Source organism: Pseudoxanthomonas sp. Root630 (assembly GCF_001427585.1).
In the GTDB taxonomy this organism is placed as follows: domain Bacteria; phylum Pseudomonadota; class Gammaproteobacteria; order Xanthomonadales; family Xanthomonadaceae; genus Pseudoxanthomonas_A.
Genome location: NZ_LMGY01000016.1, coordinates 20,636 through 42,586, shown reverse-complemented (window position 1 = coordinate 42,586; position 21,951 = coordinate 20,636). Strand labels below are relative to the sequence as shown.

General features: G+C 66.6%; 20 protein-coding genes. 9 read left to right on the top strand and 11 right to left on the bottom strand.

What is annotated here, in order from left to right; genetic code table 11:
* Nucleotides 1-50: 50 nt before the first annotated feature.
* Complete coding sequence (gene acnA / locus ASD72_RS12495; protein ID WP_056880289.1) at nucleotides 51-2,816, bottom strand: aconitate hydratase AcnA; 2,766 nt, start codon at nucleotides 2,814-2,816, stop codon at nucleotides 51-53.
* Between the two features lie 226 nt (nucleotides 2,817-3,042).
* On the opposite strand from acnA, the gene ASD72_RS12490 reads away from it, so the two are divergent.
* Genes ASD72_RS12490 through acnB form a run of 3 tightly spaced genes read left to right on the top strand, consistent with a single transcriptional unit; the run spans nucleotide 3,043 to nucleotide 6,314 of the window.
* Nucleotides 3,043-3,249, top strand: coding sequence for an AbrB/MazE/SpoVT family DNA-binding domain-containing protein (locus tag ASD72_RS12490; RefSeq protein WP_056880288.1), 207 nt, complete (start codon nucleotides 3,043-3,045; stop codon nucleotides 3,247-3,249).
* Nucleotides 3,246-3,647, top strand: a complete 402-nt coding sequence (locus tag ASD72_RS12485; RefSeq protein WP_056880287.1) for a type II toxin-antitoxin system VapC family toxin — start codon at nucleotides 3,246-3,248, stop codon at nucleotides 3,645-3,647. Before ASD72_RS12490 ends, ASD72_RS12485 begins: the two co-directional genes overlap by 4 nt.
* Before the next feature lie 60 nt (nucleotides 3,648-3,707).
* Nucleotides 3,708-6,314, top strand: coding sequence for a bifunctional aconitate hydratase 2/2-methylisocitrate dehydratase (gene acnB / locus ASD72_RS12480; protein WP_056880286.1), 2,607 nt, complete (start codon nucleotides 3,708-3,710; stop codon nucleotides 6,312-6,314).
* A gap of 64 nt (nucleotides 6,315-6,378) precedes the next feature.
* Here the strand turns inward: acnB and hflD are convergent, their stop codons facing one another.
* The 4 genes from hflD to ASD72_RS12460 are packed head-to-tail and all read right to left on the bottom strand — an operon-like array spanning nucleotide 6,379 to nucleotide 9,046.
* A complete protein-coding gene (hflD, locus tag ASD72_RS12475; protein ID WP_056880285.1) occupies nucleotides 6,379-6,990 on the bottom strand; it encodes a high frequency lysogenization protein HflD in 612 nt (203 codons plus the stop codon).
* Nucleotides 6,987-8,105, bottom strand: coding sequence for a tRNA 2-thiouridine(34) synthase MnmA (gene mnmA, locus ASD72_RS12470; protein ID WP_056880284.1), 1,119 nt, complete (start codon nucleotides 8,103-8,105; stop codon nucleotides 6,987-6,989). Before mnmA ends, hflD begins: the two co-directional genes overlap by 4 nt.
* Nucleotides 8,102-8,563, bottom strand: a complete 462-nt coding sequence (locus ASD72_RS12465; protein WP_056880283.1) for an NUDIX hydrolase — start codon at nucleotides 8,561-8,563, stop codon at nucleotides 8,102-8,104. Before ASD72_RS12465 ends, mnmA begins: the two co-directional genes overlap by 4 nt.
* Nucleotides 8,564-9,046, bottom strand: coding sequence for a hypothetical protein (locus ASD72_RS12460; RefSeq protein ID WP_155944628.1), 483 nt, complete (start codon nucleotides 9,044-9,046; stop codon nucleotides 8,564-8,566).
* A gap of 107 nt (nucleotides 9,047-9,153) precedes the next feature.
* Here ASD72_RS12460 and clpS point away from each other — a divergent pair, with 107 nt between their 5' ends.
* Entirely contained in the window at nucleotides 9,154-9,474 is a 321-nt protein-coding gene (gene clpS, locus ASD72_RS12455) for an ATP-dependent Clp protease adapter ClpS (RefSeq protein ID WP_056880281.1), read from the top strand.
* Between the two features lie 152 nt (nucleotides 9,475-9,626).
* Complete coding sequence (clpA, locus tag ASD72_RS12450) at nucleotides 9,627-11,906, top strand: ATP-dependent Clp protease ATP-binding subunit ClpA (RefSeq protein ID WP_056880280.1); 2,280 nt, start codon at nucleotides 9,627-9,629, stop codon at nucleotides 11,904-11,906.
* A 78-nt stretch (nucleotides 11,907-11,984) separates the two neighbouring features.
* Here clpA and ASD72_RS12445 read toward each other — a convergent pair whose 3' ends face one another.
* The 6 genes from ASD72_RS12445 to trxB form a co-directional block, all read right to left on the bottom strand.
* Nucleotides 11,985-12,350: a hypothetical protein gene (locus ASD72_RS12445; protein WP_056880279.1), complete on the bottom strand. Its 366-nt coding sequence runs from the start codon at nucleotides 12,348-12,350 to the stop codon at nucleotides 11,985-11,987.
* A 196-nt stretch (nucleotides 12,351-12,546) separates the two neighbouring features.
* Nucleotides 12,547-12,765, bottom strand: a complete 219-nt coding sequence (infA, locus tag ASD72_RS12440; protein WP_055943174.1) for a translation initiation factor IF-1 — start codon at nucleotides 12,763-12,765, stop codon at nucleotides 12,547-12,549.
* A gap of 86 nt (nucleotides 12,766-12,851) precedes the next feature.
* Nucleotides 12,852-13,598 carry a leucyl/phenylalanyl-tRNA--protein transferase gene (gene aat / locus ASD72_RS12435; protein ID WP_056880278.1) on the bottom strand — a complete coding sequence of 249 codons (747 nt, stop codon included), beginning with the start codon at nucleotides 13,596-13,598 and terminating at the stop codon, nucleotides 12,852-12,854.
* Nucleotides 13,599-13,627: 29 nt separating this feature from the next.
* Nucleotides 13,628-14,755, bottom strand: coding sequence for a GNAT family N-acetyltransferase (locus tag ASD72_RS12430; RefSeq protein WP_056880277.1), 1,128 nt, complete (start codon nucleotides 14,753-14,755; stop codon nucleotides 13,628-13,630).
* Nucleotides 14,756-14,765: 10 nt separating this feature from the next.
* The gene (locus ASD72_RS12425) at nucleotides 14,766-15,650 is read right to left on the bottom strand and encodes a metallophosphoesterase (RefSeq protein ID WP_056880276.1); all 885 of its coding nucleotides are present in this window, start codon (nucleotides 15,648-15,650) and stop codon (nucleotides 14,766-14,768) included.
* Nucleotides 15,651-15,672: 22 nt separating this feature from the next.
* Nucleotides 15,673-16,626 (bottom strand): thioredoxin-disulfide reductase, encoded by a 954-nt coding sequence (gene trxB / locus ASD72_RS12420; RefSeq protein WP_056880275.1) that lies wholly within the window; start codon nucleotides 16,624-16,626, stop codon nucleotides 15,673-15,675.
* A gap of 289 nt (nucleotides 16,627-16,915) precedes the next feature.
* On the opposite strand from trxB, the gene ASD72_RS12415 reads away from it, so the two are divergent.
* From ASD72_RS12415 to crcB, 4 genes are all read left to right on the top strand, one after another.
* Nucleotides 16,916-19,279: a DNA translocase FtsK gene (locus ASD72_RS12415; RefSeq protein WP_056880274.1), complete on the top strand. Its 2,364-nt coding sequence runs from the start codon at nucleotides 16,916-16,918 to the stop codon at nucleotides 19,277-19,279.
* Nucleotides 19,280-19,380: 101 nt separating this feature from the next.
* Nucleotides 19,381-20,004, top strand: a complete 624-nt coding sequence (gene lolA / locus ASD72_RS12410) for an outer membrane lipoprotein chaperone LolA (RefSeq protein ID WP_056880273.1) — start codon at nucleotides 19,381-19,383, stop codon at nucleotides 20,002-20,004.
* Nucleotides 20,005-20,037: 33 nt separating this feature from the next.
* Nucleotides 20,038-21,405: a replication-associated recombination protein A gene (locus ASD72_RS12405; RefSeq protein ID WP_056880272.1), complete on the top strand. Its 1,368-nt coding sequence runs from the start codon at nucleotides 20,038-20,040 to the stop codon at nucleotides 21,403-21,405.
* A gap of 24 nt (nucleotides 21,406-21,429) precedes the next feature.
* The gene (gene crcB / locus ASD72_RS12400; protein ID WP_056880684.1) at nucleotides 21,430-21,834 is read left to right on the top strand and encodes a fluoride efflux transporter CrcB; all 405 of its coding nucleotides are present in this window, start codon (nucleotides 21,430-21,432) and stop codon (nucleotides 21,832-21,834) included.
* The last annotated feature ends 117 nt before the right edge of the window (nucleotides 21,835-21,951 follow it).

Sequence of the window (21,951 nt, the reverse complement as noted above, 5' to 3'; positions counted from 1 at the left end):
ATGAAAAAGGCCGCCTCCTGGCGGCCTTTTTCTTTCCGCTTACGGCGGGCTCAGGCGGCCTTGCGCGCTGCCAGTTGGCGCAGCACGTAGTGCAGCAGACCGCCGTGCCGGAAGTACTCCACTTCCTTCGGCGTCAACAGCAGGACCTTGGCCTGGAACTCGACCGTCTTGCCATCGGCCTTGCGCGCGGTGACCGTTGCCGTCTTCGCCGCGCCGTCCTGCAGGCCGGTAACATCGAAGGTTTCGGAACCGTCCAGGCCGAGGGACTGCGCGTTCTGGCCATCGACGAACTGCAGCGGCAGCACGCCCATGCCGACCAGGTTGGAGCGGTGGATGCGTTCGAAGCTCTCCGCGATCACCGCCTTCACGCCCAGCAGGTTGGTGCCCTTGGCCGCCCAGTCGCGCGAGGAGCCGGTGCCGTACTCCTTGCCGGCGATCACCACCAGCGGCACGCCGTCGGCCTGGTATTTCATCGACGCGTCGTAGATGGACATCTTTTCGGGCGGTGCGCTGCCGAAGTACAAGGTATTGCCACCTTCCTCGCCGCCGAACATCAGGTTCTTGATCCGGATGTTGGCGAAGGTGCCGCGCACCATCACGTCGTCGTTGCCGCGGCGGCTGCCGTAGCTGTTGAAGTCCACCGGCTGCACGCCGCGCGAGATCAGGAAGCGGCCGGCAGGCGAGTCCTTCTTGATGTTGCCGGCGGGCGAGATGTGGTCGGTGGTGATGGAATCGCCGAACAGGCCCAGCACGCGCGCACCATGCACGTCATCGATGCTGCCGATCGACATCGACATCCCGTCGAAGTAGGGCGGGTTCTTGATGTAGGTGGAATCGCCATCCCACGCGTACAGATCCCCATCCGGTGAAGCGATGGTGTTCCAGCGCGTATCGCCCTTGAAGACGTCGGCGTAGTTCTTCGCGAACATCTCCGGGCCGATCGTCGCGGCGATGAAATCGCCGATCTCCTTGTTGCTGGGCCAGACGTCCTTGAGGAAGACCGGCCGGCCGTCGCTGCCGGTGCCCAGGGGCTCGGTGCTCAGGTCGATATCGGTGGTACCGGCGATCGCATAGGCCACCACGAGCGGCGGGCTTGCCAGGTAGTTCATCTTCACTTCGGGATGCACGCGGCCCTCGAAGTTGCGGTTGCCCGACAACACCGACGTCACCACCAGGTCGCCGGTGGCGATACCTGCGCTGACTTCCGTCGGCAGCGGGCCGGAATTGCCGATGCAGGTCGTGCAGCCGTAGCCGACGACGTAGAAGCCGAGCTTCTCCAGGTCGTCCAGCACGCCGGCCTTTTCCAGATAGTCGGTCACGACACGCGAACCCGGGCCGAGCGAGGTCTTCACCCAGGGCTTGCGGGTCAGGCCCCGGGCAGCGGCGTTGCGGGCCAGCAGGCCGGCACCGATCATCACGGCGGGATTGGAGGTGTTCGTGCACGAGGTGATCGCGGCGATGACGACCGCGCCGTCTTTCAGGCGCACCTTCTGGCCTTCGGTTTCGATGTCGGCATAGCCACGGCTCAGCGCGTCGTTGCCGACGGCGGAGCCGCCGCCCTCGGAAACGAAATCCGCCACTTCCGGGCTGCGCTTGTCGCGCATATCGGCGAATGGCTTGAGGTTGTCGCGGAAGTTCTGCTTCACATCCTGCAGCAGCACGCGGTCCTGCGGGCGCTTGGGCCCGGCCAGCGACGGCTTCACGTCGCCCATGTCCAGGTGCAGGGTGGCGCTGTACTCGGCATGCGGGCTGTCCGGCGTATGCCACAGGCCCTGGGCCTTGGCGTAGGCCTCGACCAGCGCGATCTGCTCTTCGCTGCGCCCGGACAGGCGCAGGTAGTTCAACGACTCGTGGTCGATCGGGAAAATGCCGCACGTCGCGCCGTACTCCGGCGCCATGTTGCCGATGGTGGCGCGGTCGGCGAGCGGCAGGTGCTGCAGGCCGTCACCGTAGAACTCGACGAACTTGCCCACCACGCCCAGCTTGCGCAGCATCTGGGTGACGGTCAGCACCAGGTCGGTGGCGGTGGCGCCTTCGGGCAACCTGCCGGTCAGCTTGAAGCCGACGACCTGCGGGATCAGCATCGACGACGGTTGGCCCAGCATCGCGGCCTCGGCCTCGATGCCGCCCACGCCCCAGCCCAGCACGCCGATGCCGTTGATCATCGTGGTGTGGCTGTCGGTGCCGAAGACGGTGTCCGGATAGGCGATGGCCTGGCCATCCTTCTCGCCCGTCATCACCACGCGCGCGAGGTTCTCCAGGTTCACCTGGTGGACGATGCCGGTGTTCGGCGGCACCACCTTGAAGTTGTCGAACGCCTTCTGGCCCCAGCGCAGGAAGCCGTAGCGCTCCTTGTTGCGGTCGAATTCGATCTTGCCGTTGAGGTCCAGCGCCTCCGGGCTGCCGAACACGTCCACCTGTACCGAGTGGTCGATGACCAGTTCGGACGGGATCAGCGGGTTGATCTGGTCCGGGCTTCCGCCGAGTTTCACCACGGCATCGCGCATGGCGGCCAGGTCGACCACGCAGGGCACGCCGGTGAAATCCTGCAGCACCACGCGCGCCGGCATGAAGGCGATTTCGGTGTCCGGCTCCTTGGTGGCCACCCAGGCGGCGACGGCCTGGACATGCTCCGGCAGGACGGTAACGCCGTCCTCGCAGCGCAGCAGGTTCTCGAGCAGGATCTTCAGGGAGTAGGGCAGGCGGGCGAAGCCGCCAGCCGGGTCCAGCCGTTCGGCCAGCGCGGGCAGGCTGTAGTAGGTGTAGGACGTGCCGTTAACGTCCAGGGAACGGCGGGTGGCGAAGGAATCACTCATCGCGGAGGCTCCTGTAGCTGGGGGAAGGGGCGCAGGAGCAGCATAAGCCGCCGATCCTGTGCGTCTTGTCGATGCTTGCCCGGATTATCCGCCAAGACTGAGACAGCCGTGACCCGACCAAAGCCGCAGGCGGGACGGGGGCGGAGAGGGGCAGGAGAATAGGCGCCTGTTTGGGGTATGCCTAGGGAAGTATGTATAATTCTTCCATACTCAAGAGGGCCCGCTGATGGAAGCCACCGTTGCGGAACGCGGCCAGATCACCCTGCCGAAGGCCGTGCGGGATGCCCTGGGCCTCACCAAAGGCAGCGTGCTGAAGGTCGAACTGGAAGGTAGCCGCATCGTGTTGCGGAAGAGTGTCGACGACGCGATCTCGCGCGTGCGCGGCAAGTTCGCTCTGGATGCCGCGCCCGGCACGGATACGCCCGCCGAATGATCGCCGTCGATGCGCCCGTCCTGATCGAGTTGCTGACCGACGGCCCGCGTGCGGATGCCGTCGAAGCGGGCCTGCGCCAGAGCCTGGGCAGCGGCCGCGTGGTGGTCTGCGATGCCGCGCTGGCCCAGCTGTGCGCCTCGCTGCGCAATGGCGCCGACGCACTGGCGGCGGTCGAGGAGATGGGTGTGCACTTCCACGCCGTGGAAGCCAAGTCCGCGCTCCGTGCCGGCGAGATGCAGCGTCGTCACCGCCAGCGCTCCGGCGAGGCGAGGCCGATCGCCGACTTTCTGGTCGGCGCGCACGCGCTGTTGCAGTGCGATGGCCTGATCACCTTCGAGACCGCTTTCCACCGCGACTATTTCAAGGGCCTGAAACTGATCGTGCCCGCGAACGAATAAGCCGTACCCGCTTACACCGTTACCCCTTTCCACCGCACCATCGAACGACCGGAGTCACCCATGTTGGAAGCCTATCGCCACCACGTAGCCGAGCGCGCCGCGCTGGGTATCCCGCCGCTGCCGCTGTCGGCCCAGCAGACGGCCGCCGTCATCGAGTTGCTGAAGAATCCGCCGGCCGGTGAAGAAGCGTTCCTGGTCGAGCTGATCACGCACCGCGTGCCCGCTGGCGTGGACGATGCCGCGAAGGTCAAGGCGTCCTACCTGGCCGCCGTTGCGTTCGGCACCGAGAAGACCCCGCTGATCACGCCCAAGCGCGCCACCGAACTGCTGGGCACGATGCTGGGCGGCTACAACATCCACCCGCTGATCGACCTGCTCGACAATGCCGAGCTGGGCGCGACCGCTGCCGAAGGCCTGAAGCACACGCTGTTGATGTTCGACAGCTTCCATGACGTGCAGGAAAAGGCCGAGAAGGGCAATGCACACGCGCAGGGCGTGCTGCAGAGCTGGGCCGACGCGGAATGGTTCACCAGCAAGCCGGAAGTGCCGCAGAGCCTGACCGTCACCGTCTTCAAGGTGCCGGGCGAGACGAACACCGACGACCTCTCGCCGGCGCCCGACGCCACCACGCGCCCGGACATTCCGCTGCACGCGCTGGCGATGCTGAAGAACAAGCGCCCCGACGCGCCGTTCGTGCCGGAAGACGACGGCAAGCGCGGCCCGATCCAGGAAATCCTGTCGCTGAAGAAGGGTACCGATGGAAGCCCGGGCCACCTGGTCGCCTACGTCGGCGACGTGGTGGGCACCGGCTCCTCGCGCAAGTCGGCGACCAACAGCGTGCTGTGGTTCACCGGCGAGGACATCCCGTTCATCCCGAACAAGCGCTTCGGCGGCGTCTGCCTGGGCAGCAAGATCGCCCCGATCTTCTACAACACGATGGAAGACGCCGGCGCGTTGCCGATCGAACTCGACGTGGCGCAGATGAACCACGGCGACGTGGTCGAGCTGCGTCCGTACGACGGCAAGGCGCTGAAGAATGGTGAAGTGATCGCCGAGTTCCAGGTGAAATCCGACGTGCTGTTCGACGAAGTGCGCGCCGGTGGCCGTATCCCGCTGATCATCGGCCGCGGGCTGACCGCGAAGGCGCGCGAAGCGTTGAAGCTGCCGGCGACGGATCTGTTCCGCCAGCCGCAGCAGCCGGCCGACAGCGGCAAGGGCTTCTCGCTGGCGCAGAAGATGGTGGGTCGCGCCTGCGGGCTGCCGGACGGACAGGGCGTGCGCCCGGGTGCCTACTGCGAGCCGAAGATGACCTCGGTGGGCTCGCAGGACACCACCGGCCCCATGACGCGCGACGAGTTGAAGGATCTTGCATGCCTCGGCTTCAGCGCCGACCTGGTGATGCAGTCGTTCTGCCACACCGCGGCCTATCCGAAGCCGGTGGACGTCAAGACGCACCACACGCTGCCGGAGTTCATCTCCACCCGCGGCGGCATCTCGCTGCGCCCGGGCGACGGCGTGATCCACAGCTGGCTCAATCGCATGCTGATGCCCGACACCGTCGGCACCGGCGGCGACTCGCACACGCGCTTCCCGGTGGGCATCTCGTTCCCGGCCGGCTCGGGCCTGGTCGCGTTCGCCGCGGCCACCGGCGTGATGCCGCTGGACATGCCGGAATCGGTGCTCGTGCGCTTCAAGGGTGAACTGCAGCCGGGCGTGACCCTGCGCGACCTGGTCAACGCGATCCCGTACTACGCACTCAAGTCCGGGCTGCTGACCGTGGCCAAGGCGGGCAAGAAGAACATCTTCTCCGGTCGCATCCTCGAGATCGAAGGCCTGCCGGACCTGAAGGTCGAGCAGGCGTTCGAGCTGTCCGACGCATCGGCCGAACGTTCCGCAGCGGGTTGCACCGTGCGCCTGAACAAGGAGCCGATCATCGAGTACCTCACCAGCAACATCACGCTGCTGAAGTGGATGATCGCCGAAGGCTACGCCGATGCGCGTTCGCTGGCCCGCCGCATCAAGAAGATGGAAGAGTGGCTCGCCGACCCGCAGTTGCTCGAGCCGGATGCCGACGCGGAATACGCCGCGATCATCGACATCGACCTTGCCGACGTGCACGAGCCGCTGCTGGCCTGCCCGAACGATCCGGACGACGTGAAGACGCTGTCGGATGTCGCCGGCACCGTGATCGATGAAGTGTTCATCGGCTCGTGCATGACCAACATCGGCCACTTCCGTGCCGCCGCCAAGCTGCTGGAAGGCAAGCGCGACATCCCGACGCGCCTGTGGGTCGCCCCGCCGACCAAGATGGATGCCTCGGAACTGACCAAGGAAGGGGTCTACGGCACGTTCGGCACCGCCGGTGCGCGCATGGAAATGCCGGGCTGCTCGCTGTGCATGGGCAACCAGGCGCAGGTGCGCGAGGGCGCGACGGTGTTCTCCACCTCGACCCGCAACTTCCCGAACCGCCTGGGCCGCAACTCCAACGTGTTCCTGGGTTCGGCCGAACTGGCCGCGATCTGCTCGCGCCTGGGCAAGATCCCGTCGAAGGCCGAGTACATGGCCGACATCGGCGTGATCAACGAGAAGGGCGCCGAGATCTACCGCTACATGAACTTCGACCAGATCGAGGAATATCAGGACGTCGCCAAGACCGTGGCGGCCTGATCGCCCCGCAGGAAACGAAAAGGCCCGGCATTGTCGGGCCTTTTTCGTGTGCGCTTCCCTGGGCTCAGTCGAGCCAGGCGTCCACGGCGTCCAGCATCTGCCGGCGACCGAGCACGAAATCCCACATCGAGCCGCCCAACTGCCGCCACAGGACCGCCGAACGCACCGCGGCCAGCAGGATGGCGCGGATCTCCGCCACCACGCCCGGCTGGCCGAGGTAGTGCGGGTTGCCCTGGACCATCACGCGCGGACGCAGATGGCTGATGGTGTCGGCGTACAGTCCGCCCAGCGCGGACAGCGTGTCCGGATGCGTGCTTCCCTGCTGTTCCGCACGCGGGGCGATCTCGTTCAAACCGCGGACGACGGCGTGCACCGTGTCGTCCTCGCCGACAAAGCGCCGCTCCAGTTGCAGCACGGACATCGCCAGGCGAGGCAGCGCGTCGTCGCCCGCTTCCTTGGCCAGGTAACCGCGCAGCACGCGCAGGCCGGGCGTGATGTCGCCGAGGCGGCCGTAGACCGCCATCGGGGAGACCGCGTCGATGCGGAACACGCTTTCCAGCGATGCCTGCACGGCCGAGGATTCGGACTGGCCGGTTTCCGCAATGCGACGCACCTGGTGGAGGGCCTGTGCCAGCCCGGCGAGGGCCAGCACGCGGTCGGAATATCGGTTGCTCAAGCTGCTTGCTCCGCGAGTTTCATTTCAAGAGGGGCGTCGGTGCGCGCGATGACCGCGCCGCCCAGGCATTCGTCACCGTCATACAGCACCAGCGACTGCCCCGGCGTGACGGCGCGCTGCGGCGTGGCGAATTCCACGGCCACCGTGCCGTCGTCCAGCACCTGCACCCGGCAGGGCTCGTCCGGTTGCCGGTAGCGGGTCTGCGCGGTGCAGTCGAAGCGCCCGGCGGGTGGGCTGCCGGCGATCCAGTGCGCCGATTCTGTCCACAGGCGCGTGGACATCAGGTACGGGCTCTGCGTGTCCTGATCGACGTACAGCACGTTGTGGGCGACATCCTTGCCCACGACATACCACGGCGCCTGCGGCCGGCCGCGCACACCGCCGATCTGCAGGCCTTCGCGCTGTCCCAGCGTGAAGTAGAAGACACCGGGATGCTCGCCGATCACCTGGCCCTGCGGGTCGCGCATCTCGCCGCGCTTCGCAGGCAGGTAGCGGCCGAGGAACTCGCGGAAATCGCGCTCGCCGATGAAGCAGATGCCGGTGGAATCTTTCTTGTCGTGGGTCTGGAGGCCGGCCTCGCGTGCGATCCGGCGCAGGTCCGCCTTCTGCAGTTCGCCGATGGGGAACAGCGTCGCCGACAGTTGCGCCTGGCCCAACTGGTGCAGGAAATAGCTCTGGTCCTTGCCGCGGTCGACGCCGCGCAGCAGGCGCCAGCGACCACCCACCTCATCCACGCGCGCATAGTGGCCGGTGGCGATCTTCTCGGCACCCAGGTCCCGGGCGGCGTCCAGGAAGTGTTTGAACTTCACTTCGCGATTGCACAGCACGTCCGGATTCGGCGTACGGCCTGCGGCGTACTCGGCCAGGAAGTGTTCGAACACCCCTTGCCAGTACGCCGAGGAAAAATCGCGGAAATGGAAGGGGACGCCCAACCGGCCGCACACCGCCACCGCATCGCGGCGGTCGTCTTCCGCACGGCATTCCCCCGTGCCGTCGTCGGCCCAGTTCTGCATGAAGAGCCCGGCGACGGCTTCGCCCTGCTGGACGAGCTGCAGGGCGGCTACCGATGAATCGACGCCGCCCGAGACCCCGACGATGATGCGCGGCGCGCTCACGGCACGTGCTGGAGCAGCGACAACGGGGACCGGCGGCCGCCGAGGTAGTCCTGCACGACCTGCCAAACCAGGGGGCTACGGTGGCGGTCGGCCTGTTGCTGGAGTTCGGCCGGCGTCAACCAGTGCGCCTGCACGATGCCGTCGTCCAACGGACGCTCCGGCAGGTGCCGCAGCGGCGTGGCGGCGAAGGCGAAGCGCAGGTAGTGGCGGCCAGTCTCCGCTTTCCACTGGTAGGCGCCGATGAAAGCGGTCAACTCGACTTCCCAACCGGTTTCCTCGAGGGTTTCGCGGCAGGCGGCCTCCAGCAGGCTCTCATCCGGTTCCAGGTGGCCGGCAGGCTGGTTGAACACCAGGCGGCCCTGCGCGCGTTCCTCGACCATCAGCAGCTTGCCATCGCGGACCACGACAGTGGCCACGGTGACGTCGGGTTGCCAGAAGCGGCCTTCGCGGTAGCTCACTTAGAGGTCGTCCTTGTCGCCGGAGAGTTCGATTTCCTTGTTGTCCGCGGTTTCGGCGGCAAGGTCCATGGCCGCCTCCAGCGTGGCGCCATCGACGGTGTCGGGCAGCTTGATCACGAAGAGCAGCACGTCGCCCTCCAGCTCCCAGCTGCCGATCTTCTTCTTCCGGCTGCCGGCCAGCAGGGCCAGCGCCTTCGCGCCGTCGATGCCGTCGGCGGAGAGCCGGCCTGCGGGCGAGAACACCTCGCGGATGGTCAGTCCGCTCACCTGCTCGGTGCGGCCGGACACGAACACCTGCTGGCTGCGATGCTCCTGCTGGTAGGCATAGATGACCTTGTAGTCGCCGTCCTCATCCAGTTGGTACTGCATGCCGCGGGATGTCAGCCGCGCCTCCACCGACGCATCGGCGGCAAGGGCGGGCCCGGCGAGCAGAGCGGCGCAGGCGAGGGCGACAGCGGAAGGTCGGGGCAACGTGGACGTCATGGCGGGTTCGATCGAGCGGAAGTGTGCATTGTGGCCGTGGTCACGCATGGCGTCCACGCAGGGACGCCACGGCGGCGGCGAGGGACGCCAACGCCTATAATCGCGCCATGGCCCGCAAGAACGAAAACGAACGCGACCACGGCTTGCTGGTGGAGACCAGCCGGCCCGAGGTCGCGCCGCCGCCCCTGTACCAGGTGCTGCTGCTCAACGACGACTACACGCCGATGGACTTCGTGGTCACGGTCCTTCAGCAGTTCTTCGTCATGGACCTGGAGAAGGCCACCCAGGTCATGCTGCACGTGCATACGCGCGGCCGGGGCGTCTGCGGCGTCTACACGCGCGAGGTCGCCGAGTCCAAGGTGGCCCAAGTCAACGAGTTTTCCCGTATGAACCAGCATCCCTTGCTGTGCACGATGGAGAAGTCCTGAGGGATCCGGCAAGGGCAGCCGGTCCGGCATGAACGGTGTGGGGGCGCCGCCGCGCAGTACAAGGTAACGATCCCTGAACACTGAAATCCGGTAGGGTGATGGAAAACCGCCCGCCAAGCCGCATATTGTCGGCATCGGCCCCGGAGGCAACCATGTTCAGCAAAGACCTCGAGCAGACCATCGGCCAGTGCTACAAGCGCGCCCGTGAAGCTCGGCACGAATTCATGACCGTCGAGCACCTGTTGCTCGCGCTCCTGGAGAACCCCTCGGCGCAGGCCGTCCTGAAGGCGACCGGCGCGGACGCCGGCCGCCTGCGCGCGGATCTGGAGCAGGCGATCGAGGCCTCCGTGTCCCGCCTGGCGGAAGACGACGGCCGCGACACCCAGCCGACGCTGGGCTTCCAGCGCGTGCTCCAGCGTGCCGTCTACCACGTGCAGTCCTCGGGCAAGAAGGAAGTCACCGGCGCCAACGTGCTGGTCGCGATCTTCGGCGAGAAGGATTCCCACGCGGTCTACTTCCTCAACCAGCAGGACGTGACCCGGCTGGACATCGTCAACTACCTGTCCCATGGCATCGCCAAGCAGGGCGAGGAGAACGACACGGCAGGGCACCCGGAAGGCGAGGGCAAGGCCGAGGGCACGGACGGCGACGGCAAGGGCGATGCCCTGACCGAATTCGCCAGCAACCTCAACGACCTCGCCCGGCAGGGCAAGATCGATCCGCTGGTGGGCCGTGGCGACGAGATCGAGCGGACCATCCAGGTCCTGTGCCGCCGCCGCAAGAACAACCCGCTGTACGTGGGTGAAGCTGGCGTGGGCAAGACCGCGCTGGCCGAGGGCCTGGCCAAGCGCATCGTCGAGGGCGACGTACCCGATGTGCTGCTGGACGCCGTCATCTACTCGCTGGATCTCGGTGCGCTGGTCGCCGGCACCAAGTACCGCGGCGACTTCGAGAAGCGCCTGAAGGGCGTGCTCGCCTCGATCAAGAAGATCCCGGGCGCCATCCTGTTCGTCGACGAGATCCACACCATCATCGGTGCCGGCTCGGCCAGTGGCGGCACGATGGATGCGTCCAACCTGATCAAGCCGGCGCTGGCATCGGGCGAGCTGCGCTGCATAGGCTCGACCACGTTCCAGGAGTACCGCGGGATCTTCGAGAAGGACCGTGCGCTCGCGCGCCGCTTCCAGAAGATCGACATCGTGGAGCCCACGGTGGGCGAGACCTACCAGATCCTGCAGGGCCTGAAGCCGAAGTACGAGGCGCACCACGGCGTGACCTACGCCGACGACGCCCTGCAGGCTGCCGTGGACCTGTCGGTCAAGCACATCGGCGACCGCCTGCTGCCCGACAAGGCCATCGACGTGATCGACGAGGCCGGTGCACGCCAGCGCCTGCTGCCGCTGGAAACGCGCAAGGAACTGATCGACGTCGAGGAAATCGAAACCATCGTGGCCAAGATGGCGCGCATCCCGGCCAAGCAGGTGTCGTCGTCCGACAAGGACGTGCTGCAGCACCTGGAGCGCAACCTGAAGATGGTCATCTTCGGCCAGGATCCGGCCATCGAAACGCTCGCATCGGCGATCAAGCTGGCGCGCAGCGGTCTGGGCAACCCGGACAAGCCGATCGGCAACTTCCTGTTCGCCGGCCCCACCGGCGTGGGCAAGACCGAGGTGACCAAGCAACTCGCGCTGCAACTGGGCATCGAGCTGGTCCGCTTCGACATGAGCGAATACATGGAGCCGCATTCGGTCAGCCGCCTGATCGGCGCGCCTCCCGGCTACGTGGGTTTCGACCAGGGCGGCCTGCTGACCGAGAAGATCGTCAAGACGCCGCATTGCGTGCTGCTGCTGGACGAGGTCGAGAAGGCGCACCCGGACATCTTCAACATCCTGCTGCAGGTCATGGACCGCGGGGTGCTGACGGACACCAACGGCCGCGAGGCGAACTTCAAGAACGTCATCCTCGTCATGACGACCAACGCGGGTGCGGCACAGGCGTCGCGGCGGACGATCGGCTTCATGCAGCAGGACCACTCGACCGACGCGATGGAAGTGATCCGCCGCAGCTTCACCCCGGAGTTCCGCAACCGGCTCGATGCCATCGTGCAGTTCCAGGGCCTGGGCTTCGACCACATCCTGCGCGTGGTGGACAAGTTCATCATCGAGCTGGAGATGCTGCTGCAGGAGAAGCACGTCAGCCTGTCGGCCACGCCGGCGGCGCGCGACTGGCTGGCCCAGCACGGGTTCGATCCGCTGATGGGTGCACGCCCGATGTCGCGCCTGATCCAGGACAAGGTGAAGCGGCCGCTCGCCGACGAACTGCTGTTCGGCAAGCTGGTCAATGGCGGCCGGGTCAGCATCGATGCGCGCGACGGCGAACTGGTCGTGGATGCCCAGGCGGAGCCGGAGCGACTGCTGCCGGCGACGGTCTGAGTTTCCCGCCGGGCGAAGGGCGCGGGAACAGGAAAAGGCGGCCCACGGGCCGCCTTTTTTGTTGCCTGGACGCGCTGCTCAGCGGGAGCCGCGCTTCTTGCGCTTGGCGAACTCTTCGGCGCTGATGACGTCCACCGCGTTTACCGCGCAGTTCGCTTCCTTCGTGCGGACCTTGGTGCCCGACGGACACAGGCGGTTCTCCTGCCCATCCGTGGTGATCTTCACGCTGGAGGTCATCTGGATGGAATCGCAGGCGCGGGCGAAGCCGATCCGGTAGTGGGTCTGGCCGTCGCGGAGGAAAATCTGCTGGCCGCTGCCAGCCCGTACGATTTCCTGGTCGGAACCCAGATCCACGCACTCCGTGGCGGATTCGCTTGCGGAGGCGGTGAAGGCGATGGAAGCCAGGCCCAGCAGGGCAAGGGAGAGGACGGGACGGACGTTCATGGCGTGGGGTCGGGTGGCGGCCTGGATTGGCCGGCGCCCACGTTAGTCCGGGCCCATGGCGCGCGAATCTGCCTGAGGGGCCAATGACCAGTGACCCAATGAAAGAAGTCACGGGGTCTTCCGGCGTCTATCACGGCCACGCCAGAAACGAGCAAGGCGGCCATAGGCCGCCTTGAAGATCAATCGCTTGAGTGAATTACTTCATGCGATAGGTGATACGACCCTTGGTCAGGTCGTAGGGGGTCATTTCGACCTTCACCTTGTCGCCGGTCAGGATGCGGATGTAGTTCTTGCGCATGCGGCCGGAGATGTGGGCGATGATTTCGTGCCCATTCTCCAGCTTGACCCGGAACATGGTGTTGGGCAGCGTCTCGGCGACGGTGCCTTCGAATTCAATGGAATCGTCTTTCGACATGTATGCCTGTGCTGTGCCGCTAGGGATGGCGTGAGCCATGAAGCCGGGCATTGTACGCCTGACGGGCGCCAGGTGCAAAAATTCCGTTATGGCCCCGACGCTTGCGCCAATCGGGAAGCCTCCCAGACCCCGAATCGCACCGTCCAGGCGCCGTCCGATGACGGCATGTCCACGAGGCTGGCGATGGCTTCGGTGAACGCTTCACGCGGCATGGGCGAGGCGCCGAGCGAGACGAGATGGGGGTTCTCCACCTGCGCGTCGATCAACGGCCACCCCCATTCGGCGAGGCGCGCCGCCAACGATGCGAGCGCCACTTTCGAGCCGCCGCTGCGGGCGCTGAACATGCTTTCGCCGAAGAACATCCGCCCGATCGCCACGCCATAGATGCCGCCGACCAGGGTGTCTCCGTCGAAGACCTCGACCGAATGCGCATGCCCCTGCCGGTGCAGGTCGATGTAGGCCTGCCGCATGCCCGAGGTGATCCAGGTGCCTCGTTGTCCCGGACGGGGCGATTGGGCACACGCGGTGATCACCTGCTCGAAGCAGGTGTCGGCACGGACATGCCAGGTGTTCTGCCTGAGCGCGCGACGGAAGCGCGAAGAGAGCCGGACGCCATCGGTGCGAAACACCATGCGGGGATCCGGTGACCACCACAGCGGCGGCTGGCCCGCGGAGAACCAGGGGAAGATCCCGTGGCGATAGGCGTTGAGCAAGCGCGGCAGTGACAGGTCGCCCCCGATCGCCAGCAGTCCGTCGGGCTCGCGCATGGCCTGCTCGACGGGCGGGAACGGCGCGTGCGGATCGGACGGGAGGACGAAGGGCCGTGGGTTCATGCCGGGATTGTAGGAGCGCCCGCGGGGACTCAGCCCTGGCCCTTGAAGGGCGTGTGCGACCGCAACGTCCGTGCATAGCGGTGGACGGCCGCCGTCTCCTGCTCGCACCAGGCAGCGAGGGCCGCGGCGAAGTCGGGTTCGGATATCCAGTGCCGGGAATGCACGAAGGCGGGAAGGAAACCACGCGCGATCTTGTGCTCGCCCTGGGCGCCCGGTTCGAACACGGTCAGGCCTTCGCGAAGGCAGTAGTCGATGCCCTGGTAGTAACAGGTCTCGAAGTGCAGCCCGGGCAAGGCGGTCGCGGCACCCCAGTAGCGGCCATACAGCGCATCGCCACCGCGCAGGCAGAGCGCCCCGGCGATGGCCTCGCCGTCGTGGTCGGCCAGGAACATCACCAGGCTGCGCGGCAGGGTACGTGCCAGGTGGCGCAGGAAACCCAGCGTCAGCGCCGGCGAGTTGCCGTAGTCGCGGAAGGTGCGCAGGTAAAAACCGAACATGGCCTGCAGATCGGCATCGCTGGCTTCGTCCCCATGCAGCACCCGGAAGGTCACGCCAGTGCGCGCCACCTTCGCCCGCTCCTGGCGGATGTTCTTGCGGTGCTTGTGGTCGAGGTCGGCGAGGAATCCGTCGAACGTCCGCCAATGACCCGGGTTGCGCCAGTGGTACTGGACGTCGGTCCGCGCCAGCCATGCGTCTGGGAACGCCGCGTCTTCAGCTTCGGGGTGGAAGTTGATATGCGCCGACGACAGCCCGAGACGACGCGCTTCCTTCTCTATCGCACCCAGCAACGCCGCGCGATGGCCGACCTCCGACGCAAGCAGGCGCGGACCGGTGACGGGCGAGTAGGGCACCGCACCCAACCATTTCGGGTAATAGTCCAGCCCGTGCTGTGCGTAGGCATGCGCCCAGGCATGGTCGAACACGAACTCGCCATGCGAGTTGTCCTTGAGGTATCCCGGCACCGCGGCGACCAGGCGGTCGGCTTCCCATAACGATGCGTGGTGGGGACGCCATCCCCAGTCCGCGCGCAGGCAGCCTTCCGCCTCCAGGCCGCGCAGGAAGGCGTGGGATACGAACGGATTGCGGCCGTCGTGCAGCGCGTCCCAGGCAGGAGCGGGCACATCGGCAAGCGAAGCGAGGAAACGGACGGCCGGCATCGCCACGATGCTACGGGCGCAGGTCCAGCACGTCGATGGTCGGCGGATTGAACAAGCGCATCGGCAACCCGATCTCGCCGGTACCGACCGTGGTGAACACGCGCACTTCGCCCTGGGGCGTCTTCAGCGTCTGCAAGCCGCGATCGAAGCCGTACTGGCTGGGAATGACATGGCGATACAACCACGGGATGCGGATCTGGCCCCCGTGCGTATGTCCCGCCAGGACCAGCGTGGCGTCGGCCGGCCCCAATTGGATGGCGCTGTCCGGATTGTGCGTCAGCACGACCACGGGACGCCTCGCATCCGTCGCCAGGAAGCCCGCATCGTCTTTCTGCGCCCATCGGTCGCCGAGCCCCGCCAACCGGAGATCGCCCAGGTCCGCGAAACGGCCTTCAATGACCTGCACGCGATGAGCGGCCAATGCACGGCGGAGCACCTGGTCGATGTCGGGTCCGGGGGCCTGCTGGTCGTGGTTGCCCAGGACCGCATAGACCGGCACGTTCAGGCGCGCCAACGGTGCGAACAGCAGTTCCAGCGACGCATCGTCGGGCTCATAGGTAACATCGCCCGCGATCACCACCGCATCGACGGGCAGGGCATTGATGCGGTCCACCAGCCGATCGAGGAACCCCGGCCCTTTGTAGACGCCGAGGTGGATGTCGCTGATCAGCGCGATCCGGGCCTCTGCACCGGTGCCGGCCACGGTGGTGTGCTGCACCCGGATCATCTGCGGTTCGATGAAACGGGCCCAGACGAACACCAGGGCGCCCGCGAGCAACAGCGCCGACCATGCGCGAGAGGTACGCCGGCGCAGCCGCCACAGCAACCAGACGATGGCCGGCCAGGCCAGCCAGCTTCCATAGAACAGGCACTGCTTGATCAGCAGCTTGTCCACGCAGGATGCGCGCCGGCGTGGGTCAGGCGTCCTTGTCCAGGAAGCGCTCCGCGTCCAGCGCCGCCATGCAGCCGAAGCCAGCCGACGTGATCGCCTGCCGGTAGTGCTGGTCGGTCACGTCGCCGGCGGCGAACACGCCGGGGATGGTGGTCGCGGTCGCATTGCCTTCGATGCCGGAGCGGATCTTCAGGTAGCCGTTGCTCATGTCGAGCTGGCCTTCGAAGAGGCTGGTGTTGGGGGTGTGGCCGATCGCCACGAAGAACCCGTGGATGTCGATCTCGCGCGTGCTGTCGTCCAGCATGGACTTCACCCGCAGGCCGGTGACGCCGGCTTCGTTGCCCAGCACTTCGTCGACGGTGTGGTGCCACACCGGCTCGATCTTGCCCGCCTGGATCTTGGCGAACAGCTTGTCCTGCATGATCTTTTCAGCGCGCAGCGTGTCCCGGCGGTGCACCAGGTAGACCTTGCGCGCGATGTTGGCCAGGTACAGCGCTTCTTCCACGGCGGTGTTGCCGCCGCCGATCACCGCCACGTCCTGGTCGCGGTAGAAGAAGCCGTCGCAGGTGGCGCAGGCGGAAACGCCGCGGCCCTTGAACGCCTCTTCCGACGCCAGGCCCAGGTACTTGGCGGTCGCGCCGGTCGCGATGATCAGGGCGTCGGCGGTGTACTCGCCGCTGTCGCCGATCAGTTTGAACGGGCGCTTGGACAGGTCGGCGGTGTGGATGTGGTCGAAGATCACCTCGGTCTCGAACCGTTCGGCATGCGCCTGCATGCGCGTCATCAGGTCCGGACCCATGAGTCCGTGCGCATCGCCCGGCCAGTTGTCCACTTCCGTGGTCGTCATCAGCTGGCCGCCCTGCTGCAGTCCGGTGATCACGACAGGCTTGAGATTGGCGCGGGCCGCATAGACGGCGGCGGTCCAACCGGCGGGGCCGGAGCCCAGGATCAGTAGGCGGCAGTGCTTCGAAGTGCTCATGTATACTCGCGAAAAGGTGGTAAACGGGCAGGCAACGACGCATCAGCGCATCGTCCGCAGGCACATAGAGTGGCGTTGCGTATCCGGCGAATCAAGGCGCGCAGATGGAAAGCGGTGATGCAGGCCGGGCCCGGGAAGGATGGATCGAAGACGCTGCGCGACCGCGCGGCGTTTTTGCTATCCGGCCTCCCGCCGGTCCCTGCGACCCTGCTGAAGACCGGCTGTTGTGCGGCACACGATTCGTTTACTATCAATCACTAACAGAAATTTCCTAAGGTCTGGTCCAAAGGTGGCGAAGCAGCTCCCGGACAACGGCAAATCAAAGGCGGCACCCGCCGCTACGCGCAAGCAGGCGACGGCGCCCAATCCGCGTCGGCAGCGCCTGTGGCGCGACCTCGCGCTGATCGCCATCGCGCCCTTGCTGCTGTATTTGCTGGCCAGCCTTTTCACGTTCTCGCCGCATGACCCCAGCTGGTCGCAATCGGGCAGCCTGACGGCGCCGGTCCACAACATGGGCGGCCTGGCCGGCGCCTACCTGGCGGACATGCTGTTGTGGCTGTTCGGCTATGTCGCCTTCCTGCTTCCGTTGATCCTGGGTGCGATCGCCTGGATCGCCCTGTTCGGCATGGACACCGATGGGGATGGGAACGCCGACCTCGGGCCGGCGCTCCGGTTGATCGGCATGGTGGCCTTCCTTATCTCGGCGACCGGGCTGCTGCACCTGCGTGGCGTCCCGGCCGAGCATTTCTCTGCGGGCGCCGGCGGCATCCTTGGCACGCTGGTGGGCAAGTCCTTGCTGAAGCTGTTCGGCGGCCTGGGCGGCAACCTGTTCCTGCTGGTGCTGTTCCTGACCTCGGTGACGCTGGCCACGGGCTTGTCCTGGTTCGCGGTGATGGAGCGCATCGGCAAGTACGTGCTGATGCTGCCGGACCTGTTCCGCCGCGGCAGCCAGCAGGCCAATGAGTGGCAGCAGACCCGCGCGATGCGCGAAGAGCGCGAAACCGTCCGCAAGACCGATGCCATCGCGCGCGCCAAGCGTGAGCCGGTGAAGATCGAGCCGCCTGCACCGGCGGTGGTCGAGAAGAGCGAACGCGCCAAGCGAGAGCAGCAGATCCCGCTGTTCCACGGTACCGGCGGGGACGAGTCCGGCCTGCCGCCACTGTCGTTGCTCGACGACCCCAAGCCGCAGACCAAGGGGTATTCCGAAGAAACGCTCGAGACGCTCTCACGGCAGATCGAGTTCAAGCTGAAGGACTTCCGCATCGATGTGCAGGTGGTCGGCGCCTATCCGGGGCCGGTGATCACGCGCTTCGAAATGGAGCCGGCGCCGGGCGTGAAAGTCAGCCAGATCAGCTCGCTGGACAAGGACATCGCCCGCGGCCTGTCGGTGAAATCGGTGCGCGTGGTGGACGTGATCCCGGGCAAATCGGTGATCGGCCTGGAGATCCCCAACACCAGCCGCGAGATGATCTTCCTTTCCGAACTGTTGCGCTCCAAGGAGTACGACAAGTCCGGCAGTCCGCTCACCCTGGCGCTGGGCAAGGACATCGCCGGCAGGCCGACCGTGGCCGACCTGGCGCGCATGCCGCACCTGCTGGTCGCCGGCACGACCGGTTCGGGCAAGTCGGTGGCGGTCAACGCGATGGTGCTGAGCCTGCTGTACAAGGCCTCGCCGAAAGACCTGCGCATGCTGATGATCGACCCGAAGATGCTGGAACTCAGCGTCTACCAGGGCATCCCGCACCTGCTGGCGCCGGTGGTCACCGACATGAAGGAGGCCGCCAACGGCCTGCGCTGGTGCGTGGCGGAGATGGAACGCCGCTACAAACTGATGAGCGCCGTCGGCGTGCGCAACCTGGCCGGCTTCAACAAGAAGGTCAAGGACGCGATGGACGCGGGCCAGCCGTTGATGGACCCGTTGTTCAAACCCAACCCCGACCTGGCCGAGGCGCCGCGCCCGCTGGAGCCGATGCCCTTCATCGTCATCTTCATCGACGAATTCGCCGACATGATGATGATCGTCGGCAAGAAGGTCGAAGAATTGATCGCGCGCCTGGCGCAGAAGGCGCGCGCCGCCGGCATCCATCTGATCCTGGCCACCCAGCGCCCGTCGGTGGACGTCATCACCGGCCTGATCAAGGCCAACATCCCCACCCGCATCGCGTTCCAGGTCAGCTCGAAGATCGACTCCCGCACGATCCTGGACCAGTCGGGCGCGGAAACGCTGCTCGGCCACGGCGACATGCTGTACCTGCCGCCGGGTACCGCGATGCCGGAGCGCATCCACGGCGCCTTCGTCAGCGACGAGGAAGTGCATCGCGTCGTCGAGCATCTCAAGGCCAGCGGCAGCGCCGATTACATCGAAGGCGTGCTGGAAGAAATCCAGACCATGGGGGATGGCATCGTCGTCGGCCCGACCGGCCTGCCCGAATCCGGTGGCGGCGGCGGCGACGAGTCCGACCCGCTGTACGACGAAGCGGTCAAGATCGTCACCGAGAGCCGGCGCGCTTCCATCTCCGGCGTGCAGCGCCGTTTGAAGATCGGCTACAACCGTGCCGCGCGCCTGATCGAGGCCATGGAAGCCGCGGGTGTCGTGACGCCGCCCGAGCACAACGGCGACCGCCAGGTGCTGGCGCCGCCGCCGCCGCGCTGAGGCGTCGCCTGAACACATCCGTAGGCATCCCGCTCAGGTCTGCAGCCTGTTCAGTTTCGCCACGGCACACTCTTCACAACGTCCCCCATCCCGGAACGCCCATGCTTCGCACCGCACGCTACGCCATCCTCGCCACCGCCCTGTTTGCGACCACTGCGCTCGCGGGGGCACGCGATGAGCTGAAGACGTTCACCACCGGCCTGAAGGGGCTGGATGGCCAGTTCACCCAGAAGGTCTACGACGGCGGCGGCAAGCTCAAGGAAAGCTCCAGCGGCCGTGTCGCCTTGTCCGCGCCGCGCCTGTTCCGCTGGGAATACAACAAGCCTTACGAGCAACTGATCGTCGCCGACGGCAAGAAGGTGTGGGTCTACGATCCCGACCTGCAGCAGGCGACCGTGCGGGAGCAGGGCGTCGAGGAAGAGAACAGCCCGCTCGCGGCGTTGATCGATCCCGGCAAGCTCGACCAGCAGTTCAAGGTCGCTGAGGCAGCCGGGCAGGGCGGCGTGCAGTGGCTCACCCTCACGCCCAGGCAGGAAGGCGATGCCAGCTTCCAGACCGCGCGCCTGGCGTTCGCCAACGGCACGCTGGTGAAAATGGAAGTGAAGGATGCCGTGGGCCAGCGCACCGAGATCAGCTTCACCGGCTGGAAGCGCAATCCGGCCTTCGCGGCGGGCACCTTCAAGTACGCGCCGGGGAAGGGCGTGGACGTGGTGGGCGGGCCGTAACCGGCATCCATGGCGGGACGCTAGAATGGGCGCGTGCCCAGAGCGTCCCGTCCTTCCCCTGATTCTCCCGACCTGTTGAGCGTCGACACCAGTGCGCTGCGGCCCCTGGCCGAGCGCATGCGTCCGCGCACGCTGGACGAAATGGTCGGCCAGCGACGCCTGCTGGCGCCGGGCAGCGCGCTGCGACGTGCGGTCGAATCCGGTCACGTGCATTCGATGATCCTGTGGGGACCGCCTGGCTGCGGCAAGACCACGCTGTCGCTGCTGCTGGCGCGATACGCGGATGCCGAGTTCAAGGCGATCTCCGCCGTGCTGTCGGGCCTGCCCGAGGTGCGGCAGGTACTGGCGGAAGCCGCGCAACGGTTCGCGGGCGGACGGCGCACGGTGCTGTTCGTGGACGAGGTGCATCGTTTCAACAAAGCGCAGCAGGATGCGTTCCTGCCGCACATCGAGCGCGGCACGATCATCTTCGTCGGTGCGACCACCGAAAACCCGTCGTTCGAACTGAATTCCGCGCTGCTGTCCCGTTGCCGCGTGCACGTGATGGAGGCCGTCTCGCCCGACGACATCCGGCAGGCGCTACGGGCCGCATTGGACGACGCTGAGCACGGGCTCGGCGGGCTGGGGCTGCAGGTCGAAGATGCCGCACTGCTCGAGATCGCGTCCGCCGCCGACGGCGATGTGCGGCGCGCGCTCACCCTGTTGGAAATCGCCGCAGAGCTGGCGGCCGACGAAGGCGGGCGCATCACCCCGCAGACGCTGGTGCAGGTGTTGGCCGACCGTACACGCCGCTTCGACAAGGGTGGCGAACAGTTCTACGACCAGATCTCCGCGCTGCACAAGTCGGTGCGCAGTTCCAATCCCGACGGCGCGGTCTACTGGCTGGCGCGCATGCTCGATGGAGGCTGCGACCCCGCCTACCTGGCGCGCAGGATGACGCGCATGGCGGTCGAGGACATCGGGCTGGCCGATCCGCGCGCGCTGCAGATGGCGATCGACGCATGGGACACCTACGAACGCCTGGGCAGCCCCGAAGGCGACCTGGCGCTGGCGCAACTGGTCATCTATCTCGCCAGCACCGCCAAGTCGAACGCCGGTTACATGGCCTTCAACGCCGCCAAGGCCGACGTGCGCGAGCACGGCACGCAGGACGTGCCGATGCACCTTCGCAATGCGCCGACCAAGCTGATGAAGGCGTTGGGCTACGGCACCGGATACCAGTACGACCACGACGCCGACGGCGGCATCGCGCTGGACCAGACGGCGTTCCCGGATGCGATGGGCGAGCGCGTCTATTACCAGCCGGTCGAGCGCGGGCTGGAGATCAAGCTGAAGGAAAAACTCGACCGTCTGCGCGAAGCCCGCCGACAGGCGCGCCAGCACGCAGGCGGCGGGGAATAGTCCGCAGGGGAGTGCCGAATGCCGGTGAACGCGATGGGAGGGTGGCAGCAACTGCTGCTGGTGATGGTCGGTGGCGCACTGGGTGCGGCCGGACGCTTCGCGCTCGGTGGCCTGCTGATGCGGCAATGGGGCAGCGGTTTCCCGTGGGGAACCTTCGCCGTCAACATGATCGGCTCCTTCGCCGCCGGATTCCTGCTGATCTGGCTGGAAACACGCGGCGCCTCCGCGGTGTACTGGCGCGCCTTCCTCGTGGTCGGCGTGCTCGGCGCCTTGACCACGTATTCGGCCTTGATGGTGGAGTGCCTGGTCTACCTGCGGGCGGGGCGCCCGCCGATGATGCTGGCCTATCTCGCGCTGACGCTCGTCGCAGGCCTGGTACTGGTGTGGGCAGGCGCCCGTGTCGCCGGGACCTTGTCCCTGCCTTCCTGAAGCACCGGCACCCGGCAACGGGCTCGCTCGGCGGAACCGGACACCGCACCTTTCCCTGTTTCCGCTGCGTGCGGCGTGCGGACGAGCGGCAGAAGGGTTAACGACAATTTAACGCTT

Excerpts from the sequence above, each read along its gene's own strand:
- ASD72_RS12430 (WP_056880277.1), bottom strand. The coding sequence starts at position 14,755 with ATGCCGGCCGTCCGTTTCCTCGCTTCGCTTGCCGATGTGCCCGCTCCT.
- acnB (WP_056880286.1), top strand. The coding sequence starts at position 3,708 with ATGTTGGAAGCCTATCGCCACCACGTAGCCGAGCGCGCCGCGCTGGGT.
- aat (WP_056880278.1), bottom strand. The coding sequence starts at position 13,598 with ATGAACCCACGGCCCTTCGTCCTCCCGTCCGATCCGCACGCGCCGTTC.
- ASD72_RS12445 (WP_056880279.1), bottom strand. The coding sequence starts at position 12,350 with ATGAACGTCCGTCCCGTCCTCTCCCTTGCCCTGCTGGGCCTGGCTTCC.
- infA (WP_055943174.1), bottom strand. The coding sequence starts at position 12,765 with ATGTCGAAAGACGATTCCATTGAATTCGAAGGCACCGTCGCCGAGACG.
- ASD72_RS12490 (WP_056880288.1), top strand. The coding sequence starts at position 3,043 with ATGGAAGCCACCGTTGCGGAACGCGGCCAGATCACCCTGCCGAAGGCC.
- trxB (WP_056880275.1), bottom strand. The coding sequence starts at position 16,626 with ATGAGCACTTCGAAGCACTGCCGCCTACTGATCCTGGGCTCCGGCCCC.
- ASD72_RS12460 (WP_155944628.1), bottom strand. The coding sequence starts at position 9,046 with ATGACGTCCACGTTGCCCCGACCTTCCGCTGTCGCCCTCGCCTGCGCC.
- lolA (WP_056880273.1), top strand. The coding sequence starts at position 19,381 with ATGCTTCGCACCGCACGCTACGCCATCCTCGCCACCGCCCTGTTTGCG.
- acnA (WP_056880289.1), bottom strand. The coding sequence starts at position 2,816 with ATGAGTGATTCCTTCGCCACCCGCCGTTCCCTGGACGTTAACGGCACG.
- clpS (WP_056880281.1), top strand. The coding sequence starts at position 9,154 with ATGGCCCGCAAGAACGAAAACGAACGCGACCACGGCTTGCTGGTGGAG.
- clpA (WP_056880280.1), top strand. The coding sequence starts at position 9,627 with ATGTTCAGCAAAGACCTCGAGCAGACCATCGGCCAGTGCTACAAGCGC.
- ASD72_RS12485 (WP_056880287.1), top strand. The coding sequence starts at position 3,246 with ATGATCGCCGTCGATGCGCCCGTCCTGATCGAGTTGCTGACCGACGGC.